At 70.3% G+C, this 14,740-nt stretch carries 13 protein-coding genes; 8 read left to right on the top strand and 5 right to left on the bottom strand.

What is annotated here, in order from left to right; genetic code table 11:
• Positions 1-139: 139 nt before the first annotated feature.
• The 6 genes from EDF55_RS13405 (at position 140) to EDF55_RS13380 (ending at position 6,471) form a co-directional block, all read left to right on the top strand.
• The gene (locus EDF55_RS13405) at positions 140-886 is read left to right on the top strand and encodes a sugar phosphate isomerase/epimerase (protein ID WP_123655484.1); all 747 of its coding nucleotides are present in this window, start codon (positions 140-142) and stop codon (positions 884-886) included.
• Positions 883-2,028, top strand: a complete 1,146-nt coding sequence (locus EDF55_RS13400) for a Gfo/Idh/MocA family protein (protein ID WP_123655483.1) — start codon at positions 883-885, stop codon at positions 2,026-2,028. The genes EDF55_RS13405 and EDF55_RS13400 overlap by 4 nt, the downstream gene beginning before the upstream one ends.
• 105 nt (positions 2,029-2,133) lie before the next feature.
• Positions 2,134-3,435, top strand: coding sequence for a sugar ABC transporter substrate-binding protein (locus EDF55_RS13395; RefSeq protein WP_123655482.1), 1,302 nt, complete (start codon positions 2,134-2,136; stop codon positions 3,433-3,435).
• 129 nt (positions 3,436-3,564) lie between these two features.
• Positions 3,565-4,560, top strand: coding sequence for a carbohydrate ABC transporter permease (locus tag EDF55_RS13390; protein ID WP_185017392.1), 996 nt, complete (start codon positions 3,565-3,567; stop codon positions 4,558-4,560).
• Complete coding sequence (locus EDF55_RS13385; protein WP_123655481.1) at positions 4,553-5,392, top strand: carbohydrate ABC transporter permease; 840 nt, start codon at positions 4,553-4,555, stop codon at positions 5,390-5,392. The genes EDF55_RS13390 and EDF55_RS13385 overlap by 8 nt, the downstream gene beginning before the upstream one ends.
• Before the next feature lie 146 nt (positions 5,393-5,538).
• Positions 5,539-6,471, top strand: coding sequence for a biopolymer transporter Tol (locus EDF55_RS13380; protein WP_123655480.1), 933 nt, complete (start codon positions 5,539-5,541; stop codon positions 6,469-6,471).
• Between the two features lie 60 nt (positions 6,472-6,531).
• Here EDF55_RS13380 and EDF55_RS13375 read toward each other — a convergent pair whose 3' ends face one another.
• The 5 genes from EDF55_RS13375 to EDF55_RS13355 form a co-directional block, all read right to left on the bottom strand.
• Positions 6,532-7,206: an ABC transporter ATP-binding protein gene (locus EDF55_RS13375; RefSeq protein ID WP_123655974.1), complete on the bottom strand. Its 675-nt coding sequence runs from the start codon at positions 7,204-7,206 to the stop codon at positions 6,532-6,534.
• A gap of 110 nt (positions 7,207-7,316) precedes the next feature.
• A complete protein-coding gene (locus tag EDF55_RS13370) occupies positions 7,317-8,858 on the bottom strand; it encodes an ABC transporter permease (RefSeq protein ID WP_123655479.1) in 1,542 nt (513 codons plus the stop codon).
• A 136-nt stretch (positions 8,859-8,994) separates the two neighbouring features.
• Positions 8,995-9,699 (bottom strand): glycosyltransferase family 2 protein, encoded by a 705-nt coding sequence (locus EDF55_RS13365; protein ID WP_260235945.1) that lies wholly within the window; start codon positions 9,697-9,699, stop codon positions 8,995-8,997.
• Positions 9,696-11,072 (bottom strand): PIG-L family deacetylase, encoded by a 1,377-nt coding sequence (locus EDF55_RS13360; RefSeq protein ID WP_260235944.1) that lies wholly within the window; start codon positions 11,070-11,072, stop codon positions 9,696-9,698. Before EDF55_RS13360 ends, EDF55_RS13365 begins: the two co-directional genes overlap by 4 nt.
• The gene (locus EDF55_RS13355; RefSeq protein WP_123655476.1) at positions 11,069-12,106 is read right to left on the bottom strand and encodes an acyl-CoA dehydrogenase family protein; all 1,038 of its coding nucleotides are present in this window, start codon (positions 12,104-12,106) and stop codon (positions 11,069-11,071) included. Before EDF55_RS13355 ends, EDF55_RS13360 begins: the two co-directional genes overlap by 4 nt.
• 105 nt (positions 12,107-12,211) lie before the next feature.
• Between EDF55_RS13355 and EDF55_RS13350 the strand changes: the two genes are divergently transcribed.
• Together EDF55_RS13350 and EDF55_RS13345 are read left to right on the top strand one after the other, a co-directional pair.
• Positions 12,212-12,952, top strand: a complete 741-nt coding sequence (locus tag EDF55_RS13350; protein WP_123655475.1) for a response regulator transcription factor — start codon at positions 12,212-12,214, stop codon at positions 12,950-12,952.
• 13 nt (positions 12,953-12,965) lie between these two features.
• Positions 12,966-14,489 (top strand): cell wall metabolism sensor histidine kinase WalK, encoded by a 1,524-nt coding sequence (locus EDF55_RS13345; RefSeq protein ID WP_123655474.1) that lies wholly within the window; start codon positions 12,966-12,968, stop codon positions 14,487-14,489.
• Positions 14,490-14,740: the final 251 nt, after the last annotated feature.

The following is a 14,740-nucleotide window of genomic DNA, read 5'->3' as shown; positions in this document are numbered from 1 at the left end:
AGGGAGTGAAACACACATCGAACGAGACGCGCAACGAAGTCCGTCGAAGATTTGCGAACTTCTGCTTGACCGCCGACAGAAGTCCTCGTAGTGTGACGCACGGTCGACGTCGACCACACCACTCGATGAGGAGAACCTGGTGACCCAACCGCTTTCGGTCCAGCTCTACACGGTCCGCGACGCGCTCAGTGCCGATCTGCCCGGCACCCTGCAGCGCATCGCCGGCATCGGATTCACGAACGTCGAACTCTTCGGCTACGTGGACCGCGCCGACGAGTACGCAGCCGCACTGAAGGACGCCGGCCTCGCCGCGCCGAGCGGCCACGCCCGGCTGCTGGACGCGGGCGAGCAGGACCTCGAGCGCATCTTCCACGCCACGGCGACGATCGGCACCGAGACGCTGATCGACCCGCACATCGACGAGGCCCGCTGGACCACCCGCGAGGACGTCGAGGCGATCGCCCGCGAACTCAGCGCACTGGCCCCGCGTGCGGCGGACCACGGTCTGACCATCGGCTACCACAACCACGCGTTCGAGTTCTCGAACCGCATCGACGGCGTCAGCGCCTACGAGGTCTTCGCCGGCGCGCTGTCCGACGACGTCGTGCTCGAGCTCGACACGTACTGGGTGAAGGTCGGCGGCGACGACCCGGTGGCCGTCATCGAGCAGCTCGGCGACAAGGTCCAGTTCCTGCACGTCAAGGACGGCGACGGCTCGCACGACGACAAGAAGCAGGTCGCGGTCGGCAACGGCATCATGCCGATCCGCGAGATCATCGCGGCGGCGCCGAACGCGCTGCACGTTATCGAGCTCGACGACCACGAGGGTGACGTGTTCCAGGCCGTCGCCGACTCCTACACCTTCCTGCAGGGAGCCAACGCATGACCGACACCGCTGTGACCCCCGCGGTCAGCAAGTCCACCAAGACCGGCCCGGTCGGCGTCGGCGTCATCGGCGCCGGGGTCATCTCGGACCAGTACCTCGGCAACCTCACCGTCTTCCCCGACGTCGAGGTCCGCTTCATCGCCGACATCGACGAGCCCCGCGCCGCGGAGCAGGCCGCCAAGTGGGGCGTCGCTCGCTCGGGTTCGGTGGCGGAGCTCCTCGCCGACGACGACATCGAGATCGTCGTGAACCTGACCATCCCGGCCGCCCACGTCGAGGTCGCCCTGCAGGCCATCGCCGCCGGCAAGCACGTCTGGGGCGAGAAGCCCTACGCTCTCGACCGCGAGAGCGCCGCGCAGCTCCGCGACGCCGCAGCTGCCGCCGGCCTCACGGTCTCCGTCGCCCCGGACACGTTCCTCGGCGCCGGCCTGCAGACCGCGCTCCGCACCATCCGCGACGGCCGGATCGGCACGCCCCTCAACGGCCTGACGCTCTTCCAGAGCCCCGGCCCGGAGTCCTGGCACCCGAGCCCCGAGTTCCTCTTCGCCTACGGCGCCGGCCCGCTGTTCGACATCGGCCCGTACTACATCACGACCCTCGTGCAGGTGTTCGGCCCGGTCGCCAAGGTCACCGCGACCTCGTCGAAGTCGCGTGCCACGCGGACCATCGGCTCGGGTCCGAAGGCCGGCACCGAGTTCCCGGTCGAGGTCCCGACGAACCACTCGGCCCTCATCGAGTTCGAGAACGGCGGGAGCGCCCAGAGCGTCTTCTCGTTCGAGTCCGACCGCGGCCGCACCGGTGTCGTCGAGATCGCCGGTGAGACCGGGACCGTCGTGTTCCCGGACCCGAACAACTTCGACGGCGACACCGAGCTGTACTCGCTCGGTGCCGACGAGCCCGAGACCATCGCGGCCGTCGGCTCCACCTACTCGCGCGGCACCGGCGTGGTCGACCTGGCCCGCTCCCTCCGTGCGGGCGAGACGAACCGGGTTCCCGGTGCGCTCGCCTTCCACGCCCTCGACGTGATGGTCTCCATCGCCGAGAGCGCCGAACGTGGCGAGGCGGTGCTCGTTGCGAGCACCGTGTCGCCCTCCCAGACCCTCGACGAGGGCTGGGACCCCGCAGAGCAGACCCTGGTCTGACCTGCGGGACCGCGGGGCAGACCCTGGTCTGACCCGCAACACCACACAGCAAGTACCCGAAGCACCACCCACTGCACCATCTCAACGACGAGAAAGTAGAGAGTCATGCGCACTGCCATCCGCGCACTGGCCATCACCGCGGCCGCGGCACTCACCGTGACCGGCCTCGCAGCCTGCTCCTCCGGGTCGTCCGGTTCCTCCGGCGACTCCAAGACGCTCACCTACTGGGCGTCGAACCAGGGCACGTCCCTCCAGAACGACAAGGAGGTGCTGACCCCCGTCCTCAAGAAGTTCACCAAGGAGACCGGGATCAAGGTCAACCTCCAGGTCATCGGGTGGAACGACCTGCAGACGAAGATCCAGACCGCCGTCACCTCGGGCCAGGGCCCGGACGTCGTCAACATCGGCAACACGTGGGCGACCTCGCTCCAGGCCACCGGCGCCTTCCAGGAGTTCGGTTCCTCGGAGATGAAGGCGATCGGCGGGTCCGACAAGTTCGGCAAGGTCGCGCTCTCGACCGGTGGCGCCCCCGGCAAGACCGTCACGAGCGTCCCGCTCTACGGCCTCGCCTACGGCCTGTACTACAACAAGGCGATGCTGAAGGACGCCGGGATCACCCCGCCCACCACGTGGGAGGACCTGGTCACCGACGCCAAGAAGCTGACCACCGGCAGCACCTACGGGTTCAGCCTCGCCGGCGGTTCGTACACGGAGAACTCGCACTTCGCGTTCATCAACTCGGCCCAGAACGGTGGCGAGTGGTTCGACAAGGACGGCAAGCCGACCTTCACGTCCAAGGCGAACGTCGACGGCATCAAGCGCTACCTCGACCTCATGCAGGTCTCCAAGGTCGCGAACCCGTCGAACGCGCAGTACGACAACGCCACCCAGTCGGTGACGGACTTCGCGAACAAGAAGGCCGCGTTCATCCTCAACCAGAACAACGCGAACGCGACGATCGAGTCGCTCGGCATGAAGTCGGACGAGTACGGCGTCGTGGCACTCCCCGCCCCGACCGGCGCGAAGGACATCGCGTCCTTCCCCGCCGGCATCAACCTGTCGATCTTCAAGAACACGAAGAACAAGGACGGCGCCCTCAAGTTCGTCAAGTACATGACCAGCGCATCCACGCAGACGACGCTCGACAAGCCGTACTCGGCGCTGCCGGTGCTCGCTGCTGCGGCTGACTCGGTCACCGACGAGCAGACGAAGACGTTCCTCGACATCTACAACAACAAGGCGAAGCCGCTCCCGCTGGTGCCCGCCGAGGACCAGTTCGAGTCCACGGTCGGCAAGGCGATGAACGACATGTTCGCCAAGATGGCAACCGGTGGCACCGTGTCCACTGCTGACATCAAGTCCGCGCTCCAGACCGCCCAGGACCAGGTGTCCCAGGCGAACGGCTGATCCACACCCAGCCTGGAGGCCCGGGGCGCGTCCGCAGGGCGCGCCCCGGGTCTCCACCCCTCAGCTCCACAGCCGCTGCCACGGCTGGCACAGCACCCGAAAACCACCTGAAGCCGAAAGGCCCTGCCCATGTCCACGACGGTCCTGCCTGACTCCGAGGCCATCGACCTGACGCACACGAAGGCGCCGACCCTGTCGGGTCCACCGCCGCGTGGGAAGCGCCGCCTGCAGTGGCTGCCGTACGCGCTCGTCGGTCCCGCCATCCTCTTCGAGCTGCTGATCCACATCGTGCCGATGCTCGTCGGCATCTGGATCAGCTTCGTGCAGCTCACCAAGTACTTCATCGCGAACTGGGGCGCTGCGCCCTGGGCAGGCCTGCACAACTACGCGGTCGCCGTGGACTTCAACCAGGCGATCGGCAAGGGACTCCTCAACTCGTTCCTCATCACCTGCGCGTTCACGGTCCTGGTGGTCGGCCTGTCGTGGGGCTTCGGCATGATGGCGGCCGTCGCGCTGCAGAAGCCGTTCAAGGGCCGCGGCCTGTTCCGCACCCTGTTCCTGGTGCCCTACGCGCTGCCGATGTACGCCGGCGTCATCACCTGGAAGTTCATGTTCCAGCGTGACTCGGGTGCCCTGAACCACCTGCTCGTCGACCAGCTGCACCTCTTCAACGGTGTCGCCCCGTTCTGGCTCATCGGCAACAACGCCTTCGTGGCCGTCGTCGTCGTCGCGATCTGGAAGACCTGGCCGTTCGCGTTCCTGATGCTCATGGCCGGCCTGCAGTCGGTCCCCGCTGACGTGTACGAGGCCGCTTCGGTCGACGGTGCGAAGCCGTTCCGCCAGTGGCGTTCGATCACGCTGCCGATGGTCCGCCCGGTGAACGTGACCCTCGTGCTCGTGATGTTCCTCTGGACCTTCAACGACTTCAACACGCCGTACGTCCTCTTCGGTTCGACGGCGCAGCCCCCGGCAGCCGACCTGCTCAGCTTCCACATCTACAACGCCTCGTTCATCACCTGGAACTTCGGCTCCGGTGCCGCGATGAGCGTGCTCCTCCTCCTCTTCCTGCTCGTCGTCACCGGCATCTACCTCGCCGTCACCAACCGGAGGTCCGTCCGTGCGTGAAACAATGGGCGCCAAGTCCTTCAAGGTCATCGTCCTGGCACTCCTGACCGTCTTCACGGTCGTGCCCCTCTACGTGATGATCACCACGGCCATCAAGCCGCTCGGTGACGTGCAGAACGACTTCACGTGGATTCCGACCAACATCACCTTCCAGCCGTTCATCGACATGTGGTCGACGGTTCCGCTCGGCCGGTACTTCATCAACTCGCTCGTGGTCTGCACGGTCGCGACGGTGTTCTCGCTGATCATCGCCACCTTCGCCGCCTACGCGGTGTCGCGGTGGAACTTCAAGGGCAAGAGCGCCTTCACCACGACGGTGCTCTCGACGCAGATGTTCCCCGGCGTGCTGTTCCTGCTCCCGCTGTTCCTCATCTTCACGAACCTCGGGCAGACCCTCGGCATCCAGCTCGTCGGCAGCTGGCTCGGCCTGATCATCACCTACCTGACGTTCACGCTCCCGTTCTCGATCTGGATGCTCGCCGGGTACTTCGAGACCATCCCGCGTGAGCTCGACGAGGCCGCGATGGTCGACGGCTCGGGCCCGATGGGTGCGCTGTTCCGGATCATCCTGCCCTCGGCCCGTCCGGGTCTGGTCGCCGTGGGGATCTACTCCTTCATGACGGCATGGGGCGAGGTGCTCTTCGCCTCGGTGATGACGAACGGCAACGGGCAGACGCTCGCGGTCGGTCTGCAGCAGTACTCGACGCAGACGAACGTGTACTGGAACCAGATCATGGCCGCGTCGCTCGTGGTCTCGATCCCGGTCGTCATCGCGTTCCTCGTCGTGCAGCGCCAGTTCGTCGCCGGCCTCACCGCGGGTGCGGTGAAGTAAGCGCCGACGGCAGCGGCGGCGCTGATCGGCACCGCACAACCCAAGACGGTTCGCACCACGGTTTCCCGTGGTGCGGACCGTCTTCCGTTGTGCGACGCCGGGCCGAACCGGGCGCGACGCCGCGCCGCGCACGACAGGATGGACGCATGAGCGACACAAGGGGACGACAGCTCCGGCCGGGGCAGCGCAGCCGCGTGCACGTGTACGACGTCGACGCCCGGTCCAGCCGGCTCGTGTTCGAGTCCGGCACGGTGCTCGTCGAGGCGCCGAACGTGCTCGACGAGCAGACGCTGGTGCTGAACGCCGACGGCGACCTCTGGCTGCTGCGCCTGCCCGAGCGGGGCACGGACACCGTCCTGGACGAGACCGCGCTCGAGCGCGTCCCGATGCACGGCGTGCCCGAGATCAACAACGACCACGTGCTCGACCCGTCCGGCCAGGCCGTCGTGGTGAGCGGCCGCGACGGCGAGCTGTACCGCGTCCCGCTGCCGGCCGGCGGCACCGGGGAACGCATCACGGACACCGCGGCAGCGCTGCCGGTGTTCCGCAAGTTCTACCTGCACGGGATCGCCGCCGACGGCTCGTCGCTCGCGGCGATCGTGGGGGAGCGGACCGAGGACGGCGTCTGGACGACCGACGTCGCGCTCGTCGATCCAGCCACGGGGCACCCGACGTTCCTGACCCGCGACGAGCACCCGGACGACGGCGTCTCGTTCGCCGGCGACCAGCTCGTCTGGAACTCGGAGCGGTTCACCCCGGGCACCGCACAGCTGGTGTCGCTGTGGCCCGGTGCGACCGACCCCGTCCGGATCACGAACGACGACCGGGTGAACTGGTTCCCGCACGTGTCGCCGGACGGTGCGCACCTGCTGTACCTGTCGTACGAGCCGGGCGTGCAGGGCCACCCGGCCGATCACCGCGTGGAGCTGCGGCTGCTGCCGGGCGTCCTGGTCCGCGGAGCCCGGATCGCGGTCGTGCCCGAGACCCTCGTCACGCTCGACGGCGGCCAGGGAACGGTCAACGTGCCACCGTGGGCCGCGGACTCGACGTGGTTCGCGTACTGCGACTACCCCGGTTGAACGCCGGAACGACAACTGCGCAGTCGAGCGACTGCGCAGTTGTCGTCCTGGTGCGCGGGACTAGACCTCGCGGACCTGCCCCTGCTTGATGTGCAGGCGCCGCTCGGCACGCTTCGCGACCCACGAGTCGTGCGTCACGATCACGACCGTCAGGCCGCGGTCCTTCCACTGCCGCTCGATGAGCCCCATGATCTCGTCACGGGTGGCCTCGTCGAGGGCACCGGTCGGTTCGTCCGCGAGCAGCACGCTCGGGTTCTTCACGAGGGCCCGCGCGATCGCCACGCGCTGCTGCTGCCCACCGGAGAGCTCCGCGGGGAGGTGGTCGAGCCGCTCGCCGAGGCCGACCTCCTGCAGGGCGTCGGTGGCGCGCTGCCGGATCTCGGACCGGGAGCGGTTCGCCAGCGACCCCGCGAACGCCGTCTCGACGTTCTCCAGCGCCGTCAGCGTCGGGATCAGGTTGAAGCTCTGGAAGACGAAGCCGATCTCCGTCGCCCGGAGGTCCGTCAGCGCCCCGTCACCGAGCTTGGCGACGTCGCGCTCGCCGAGGTTCACCGACCCGGCACTCGGCCGGTCCAGCGCGCCCAGCATCTGCAGCAGCGTGGACTTCCCGCCGCCGGTCGGGCCCTGGATCGCGACGAGCTGCCCCTGGGGGATGGTCAGGTCCACGTTCGTCAGGGCGGTGACGGTGCGGTTCTTCTGCTTGTACGTCTTGCTGACGTTCGTCAGCTTGTACATCGGGACGGAGGCTCGGCTCGCCTCGCCGGCAGCGGGTGCGGTCTCGGTGGTGGTCACGGTTGCTCCTGTCGTCGGGTCCGATGGGTCGGTTCTCGTTCGCGCGTCGGCCATCAGGCCACGCTCCGCAGGGCCTCGGCCGGACGGAGCCGCGATGCGCGCCAGCCGCCGAGGGCACCGGCGATGAGGCCGCCGAGGATCGCCAGTCCGATCGCCAGCAGGATGACCTCGACGGTCACGGGGGCGTGCAGGACGACGTCCGTGGTCGACGCGGTGCTCGCGCCGCCGCCGCCGAAGCCGCCGGCCGGAGCGCCGCCGGTCGTGCCGGAGCCCGCCGCGGCGGTCGCGGCACCACCCGGGAACCCGCCGGCGCCGCCGGTCCCGCCCGCCCCACGGCCCGTGGTCGAGGTGGCGCTCGCCGAGATCGTCGGGGAGATGACGTTGACCACGAGGATGCCGATCAGACCAGCTGCGGCACCGATCACGCCACCGATGAGGCCCTGGACGAGGGACTCCCCGGCGACCTGTCGGGTGATGCGGCCGTTCGACCAGCCGATCGCCTTGAGGGTGCCGAACTCACGGGTGCGTCGGGTGACCCCGGAGATCGTGAAGAGGATCGCGATGAGGAACGCCGCCGCGAGGACCAGGATCGAGAGCCACGTCCCGAGGTTCGAGACCAGGCTCGACGCGGTCGAGAGCGAGCCCGAGACGCTCGAGGCGAGGTCCGACTCCGTGGAGACCGTGGCGCTGGTGAGCTTCGCCTGCAGTGCGGTCTTGATGGTGCTGACGTCCGAGGACGACTGCGCGGACACGTAGATCGAGGTGACCTTGCCCTTGAGGTCCGCGAGGGTCTGGGCGGTGTCGAGCGGCACGTAGGTGTTCGAGCCGGTGGTCGATGCGGAACCGGTCGAGGCGACGATGCCGATCACGGTGAACTTGGTGCCACCGATCGAGAGGGTGTCACCGACCGCCTTCGACTCGCTCTTGGCGTACGACGAGTCGAGCACGACGACGTCCTTGCCGGCGTCGGAGGCCGTGAACGTCCGGCCCTTGGTGATCTCGGTGCTCGTCAGCGGCCCGACGGCGTCGCCGGAGACCGGGATGCCGGTCACGGTGAACGAGTCGACGTTGAAGGAACCGCCGCCGAAGCCGCCGCCGCCGGTGCCGCCGCTCGGCGGACCGTTCTGGGTGGAGGTCCCGGAGTCGGTGGAGCTGCTGCTGTCGCTCGAGCCCTGCTGTACCGAGCCGGAGAACGTGCTGTTCTCGAGGGTGAGGACCCCGGTCGCGGCCTTCACGCCTGCCGTGTTCGTGACGGTCGTCACGTTCGCCGCGGTGAGGGTGCTCGTGCCGCGCGTGACGGCGAGCTTCGACTGCGACAGGTTGGTGCTGCCCGAGGAGCCGGAAGCGCTCTGGTCGCCGAAGTCGAAGCTCGGGCGACCGGTGCTCGACGACGTCGGCGTCTCGGTCTTCGAGACCGTGATGTCGGTGCCGACGCCGTAGACGGACTGCAGCACGCTCGACTGTGCCGACTTCACACCGCTGGAGATCGAGGACACGATGACGACGAGGGCGATGGCGAGTGCCATGCCGATCGCGATGATGACGGTCTGCTTCTTGCGGTTCGTGAGTTCGCGCCTGAGGTAGGTCAGGAACATGGTTCTCCTCGGTGGTGGGCCGGCACACGGGTCACCGGCCGCGCATCGGGAGCGCGGCGGGGCCGACTGAGGAGAAGCTAGGCAGCGCTGTTATGGGCGCACCCTCGCGTCCCTATGAGCTCCCTAAGGGCCCGGGTCAGGACGCGTCGCCGTAGCTCCGGCGCAGGTGCTCGGCGTAGCCGCCGGGGGTCCGTCCGTCGAAGCGTCCGCTCGTGACCACCGGCAGCTCCGTCGTCGCGTCGACGCGCAGCCCGAGGGCACGGGCGCGTTCGACGAGCCGGACGTCCTCGTGCTCCGGCACGGGGTCGAACCCACCCAGGGCGACGTACGCCGTGGCGAGCACCCCGAGGTTGGCGCCGTGCACGTGGCCGAGGGTGGCCCCCGGCGGATGCGCCGTCGTCCAGCGTGCGAGGACGACCGGGTCGAGGTCGTCCGGGTCCGGCACCACGGCACCCACGAGCACGTGGACACCGGCGGCCAGGGCATCGGCCTGCTGCACGAGCCAGCCCGGCGCGACGCGGGAGTCGGCGTCGGTGTGGGCGAGCCACCGGGTGCCCGGGTCCTGCTGGAGTGCATGCTGGAGCGCCCGTGCGACACCGAGCGAACGTGCTCGTCCGACGCCGACGCGCGGCGTCTCGAGCACCTCGACCGGGCACTCGCGGGTGATCCGGGCGGTGTCGTCGGTGCAGCCGTCGAGGACCACGGTCACCCCGACCGCGACGTCGGGGCGTTCGGCACGGAGGCGCTCGGCGGCCACGAGGACGGCGTCGAGACAGTCGGCGATCCGGTCCTCCTCGTCGTGCGCGGGGACGACGACGTCGATGCGCTGACGGGCGCTCACCGGACGACCCCCTCGGCGCGGGCGACCGAGACGACCCCCGGGCCGGGCAGGACGCTCAGCACGAAGTCCTCCTCGACGTGGCGCACGAGCGCCGGACGCGGCCACCGTTCGGCGAGGCGGGCGTCGACGGCGTCCCCGCTCGAGACCGCCTCGTCGTCGGGGTGCCGCCAGTGGCACGCCACGAGGACACCGTCGTCGGCGAGCGAGCCGAGGACGCGGTCGACGGTCCGGTCGAGGTCCGCGTCGGAGAGGTAGTAGCCGACCTCGGACAGCACGACGAGGTCCCACGTCCCCTCGGGCCAGTCATCCGGCAGCGCCGCCTGCAGGAAGCGGGCCAGCGGTGCGCGTGCACGAGCACGGTCGAGGGGCGCCGCGGCGATGTCGGTGCCGAGGACGTCGTCCGCGCGCTCGGTCAGCGCCGCCGTCAGGACACCGGTCGCGCAGCCGATCTCGAGCGCGGAGCGGTAGCGCTCGCGGGGGAGTGCGGCGAGCGTGACGGCACGCTTCCGGCGCTCGTACCAGGAGCCGTCGAAGTCCCACCCCTCGGGCTTCCGGGCGTAGTGCGCGTCGAACGACTCCCGTGACCGCGAGCTCGCCGGCGTCCGGACCGCGGTGCCGAAGAACCACTCGACGTCGCGGAGGTGGTGCGCCGCGTGCCGCTCGTCGACGATCGCCTCGTCACCCGGTGCCGGGGAGAGCGGCAGGACCTGCGAGCGGTACGCGGCGAGAGCGGCGCGCTTCCGGTCGAGGACGTCGTCGGACAGGGCGAGGGCGTGCGCCGTGTCCCACGGTGCCGCGGGGGCGTCCGGGCGGTCCCAGTGCCACGCCCAGATCGGGTAGGACAGCAGGTCGACCTCGGGCCGTCCGGAGGCGACGGCCTCGGCGACCTCGCCGGCGACGCGGTGGTCGCGGTGCCCGTCCCCGCGCCACGGGGCGACGAGCAGCGTTCGGCCTCCGGAGGCCTCGGCCGTGGCGTCCAGCCGTGCGACGAGGGCGTCGCGGAGGGTCTCCGGCTGCTCGCGGAGTCCGACGTCCGGCACCCCGAGCGAGCCGGCGGTCACGTCCGGGTGCAGCGCCACCAGGGCGTCGCGGAACTCTCCGGCGCGGACCGCGGCGAGTTCGTCCGCCGTGGTGGTGGGGGAGTCCGGGTGTGACCCCTCGCCGAGCGTGACGAGGACGACGTGCACGGGGACCCCGGCGTCGGCTGCCGTGGCGATCAGTCCGCCGGCGCCGAGTGTCTCGTCGTCGGGGTGCGGCGCGACGACGACGACCGCGGCGACGTCGGTGAGTTCGACGGGGAGGGGCGTGACGGCGTCGAGGAACGGGGTCCAGGTCGCCGCGGGCGTCCCGGGTTCCCGGTGGTCGAAGCTCACCACGCGACACCGCCGCGCTCGAGGACCATCCGGCCGATGCGGGCGAGGTCCCGGTCGCCGTGGTCCTGGAGGACGTAGAGCTCGAGGTCGGCGACCCGAGCCGCGACGGCGGCGTCGGAGGTCAGCGGTGCCGGGCCGAGCGCACCGATCACCCGTGTCCGCACGCCGTCGACGGCCCGGCGGACCCGGGAGCGGACGACCTGTGCGAGCAGCGCCCAGTCGACGTCATCGGCGGAGGCGCCGGAGTCGGCGTCGATCCTGGCCGCGGCGTCCGCCAGCGCGTCCTCGGCGTCGGCGAGGTCCGCGACGACCGCCCCGAGCGCCACCCGGAGCAGTTCGGCGTCCGGACGTGCGGCGGCGTGGTCGCGGAGGACCCGGGCGAGCCCGACGGCGCCACCCCACCAGCACGCGGCGACACCGATCCCGCCCCAGGCGAAGCCCGGGCGCGTGAGGTACCAGCCGGGATCGCCGACCGGGGCCGCGCGGACCCCGTCGAAGTCCACCGGACCGCTCGGCACGTCCGGCATCCCGCGCGCCACCCAGGCATCGTCGTGCGTGGTGACGCCGTCCTGCCGGAGGTCGACCGCGAACAGCTGCCGGTCGTCGCCGCGGTGCGCGGTGACCAGTGCGTGCGAGAGCGTCGACGCGAGCGAGCACCACGGCTTCGTCCCGTCGAGCACGACGGACCCGTCGCTGCCCGGGGTGGCCGTCAGCCGCGTCCCGGGCCCCTCCGCCGCGAACACGCCCCACGACGACCCGTCCGGCACGTCGATCCCGGCCTGGGCCAGGATCCCCAGCGCGTCGAGGTGCGGTTCGACGGTCCTGGCGAGCGCGACGTCGACCGCGGCGACGGCTGCGAGCGTCACGAACGCCCGCCCGGCCGTGCCCGCGGACAGGGGTGGGGTGGTGGACGCGACCGCCCGCGCGACAGCGAGCCGGTCCGCCGGGGCCGCGCCGGGCCTCCCGGCCGTGTCCGTCAGTCGGCCGACGTCGACGGCGCGTGCGTCAGCGGGCCAGGCGGTGGATCGGATCATCCTGCCAACCTACGGATGCGACCCCGAGACGGCTGACCGTTCATCCACAGACCGCCGAGTGGGTCTCCACAGACCGCTCATAGGAAACTCTCGATACTCGAAGACGTGACCATCTCCCAGCCTGCAGCAGCTCCGCGCCTCACGCGTGCCGACGGTTCGCCGTTGCGCATCCTCGTCGTCGACGACGAGGCCAGCCTCACCGACCTCCTCTCGATGGCGCTCCGCTACGAGGGCTGGGACGTCACGAGTGCGAACGGCGGCCAGGACGCCCTCGCCAAGGCGCGCGAGTTCAAGCCGGACGCGATGGTGCTCGACGTGATGATGCCGGACCTCGACGGCCTGCAGGTCCTCAGCCGGCTGCGGCAGAACAACGACGACACCCCGGTGCTGTTCCTCACCGCGAAGGACTCCGTCGAGGACCGCGTCACCGGGCTCACCGCTGGTGGCGACGACTACGTCACCAAGCCGTTCTCCCTCGAAGAGGTCGTCGCGCGTCTCCGTGGCCTCATCCGCCGATCGCAGATCTCCGTCTCCGAGGCCGGTGACTCCCGCATCGTCGTCGGCGACCTGGTGCTCGACGAGGAGTCGTACGAGGTGTCCCGTTCCGGCCGCCCGATCGAGCTGACCGCCACCGAGTTCGAGCTGCTCCGCTTCCTGATGCGCAACCCGCGCCGCGTGCTGTCCAAGGCGCAGATCCTCGACCGCGTGTGGTCGTACGACTTCGGCGGCAAGTCCTCCGTCGTCGAGATCTACATCTCCTACCTGCGCAAGAAGATCGACGCCGGGGAGACCCCGATGATCCACACCGTGCGCGGTGTCGGGTACGTCATCAAGCCCACCTCCTGAGACCCTTCGTCCCATGACACTGCGCCGCCGGCTCGTCCTGAGCATCGTCGCCCTCGTCGTCGCCGTCAGCGCGGTGATCGGCGCGGGCAGCATCATCGCGCTCGCCTCGATCCAGACGGGCGCGATCGACCAGCAGCTCCAGACCGCGACGAAGCGTGCCACGAACAAGTTCGGGCAGGGGCAGACCTCCCAGCCCCCGGGTGACGACGTGCTCCGCCCGGCGGGACAGGCAGCCGGGACCCTGACCGCGTACTACTTCACCGGCGGTCGTGCCGGTGGCATCGTGATCGAGGACGACGGCTCGCCCTCGTCGCTCAGCGCCGACCAGCTGCAGCGCCTCGGGCAGGTCAAGGTCGGCATCGCCCCCGCGACCATCGACCTCGGCAGCACCGGGACCTACCGTGTCGCCGCCGTCCGCGTGGACAACGGGTACCTCGACGACGCCGTGCTGGTGGTCGGGCTGCCGATGTCGCCGGTCTACCAGAGCGTGTGGTCACTGCTCTGGGTGGTCATCTTCGTCGTCGGTGCCGCCCTCGTGGTCGCCTCCGTCGTCGCCGCGGTCGTCGTCCGGCGCTCCCTCCGCCCCCTCGAACGCGTCGCGGAGACCGCGTCCACGGTCGCGCGGATGCCGCTGGAACGCAGCGACGCCCTCGACGGCGTGCGCGTCCCCGACACCGATCCACGCACCGAGGTCGGCCGCGTCGGCGCCGCGTTCAACCGGATGCTCGGACACATCGGCGGCGCCATGCAGGCCCGGGAACGCTCCGAGCAGAAGGTCCGGCAGTTCGTCGCCGACGCCTCGCACGAGCTCCGCACGCCGCTGGCCTCGGTCCGCGGCTACGCCGAGCTCACCCGCCGGATGGGCGGCGACCTGCCGCCGGACGTCGTCTACGCGATGAGCCGCATCGAGTCCGAGTCCGTCCGGATGACGTCGATGGTCGAGGACCTGCTGCTCCTCGCCCGCCTCGACGAGGGCCGGGAGATCCAGTTCGACGACGTCGACCTGACCGGGCTGGTGTTCGACGCGGTGAACGACGCGCACGCGGCGTCGCCGGACCACGAGATCTCCGTCGACGTGCCCTCCACGCCGGTCGTCGTGCTGGGGGATGCCGCGCGGCTGCACCAGGTGATCGTGAACCTCGTCACCAACGCCAGGACGCACACCCCGGAGGGCACCCGCATCACGGTCGGCCTCACCCCCGTCGGTGACGGCGTGGACCTCACCGTCCGGGACACCGGGCAGGGGATCGACCCCGAGTTCCTGCCGAAGCTGTTCGAGCGGTTCGCCCGGGCGGACAGCTCGCGGTCGCGGAGCGCCGGCTCGACGGGCCTCGGGCTCGCGATCGTCGACGCGGTCGTGCAGGCGCACGGCGGGTCCGTCGCGGTGGCGAGCGTGCCGGGGGACACCGTGTTCACGGTGCACCTGCCGGCTGCGCCGCCGGAGGGCGCCGACGGCGCCGCGGCCGCCGGCGCCGCCGCCGCCGCTGGCGCCGCGCCCGCCGACGATGCCTGGGCCCACGTGCCGAATCGCGCGTAGGAAGTCGAATCGCGCGTAGGAGGTCGGAAGTTCCGACCGCCTACGCGCGATTCCACTTTCCAGCGCGCGCGTGATGGGAACCTTCGCAACCACCCGACGGGAGGCGCGGTGCCAGCCGGCACCGAGCCTCCCGTCCGCCGTTTGGCCGCGCCCACCGCGTCTGCTACAGTTCTCGAAGCCAAAGACCGCCGGATGTCGTCATGCTCGCATGACGGTCGAAGGTCCTCACTCGTGAGGCATCCCGCGCAGGT

It is taken from the genome of Curtobacterium sp. ZW137 (genome assembly GCF_003762905.1).
In the GTDB taxonomy this organism is placed as follows: Bacteria; Actinomycetota; Actinomycetes; order Actinomycetales; family Microbacteriaceae; genus Curtobacterium.
Note: the sequence above shows the minus strand (reverse complement) of the source record. Positions and strands in the feature narration are given on the sequence as shown.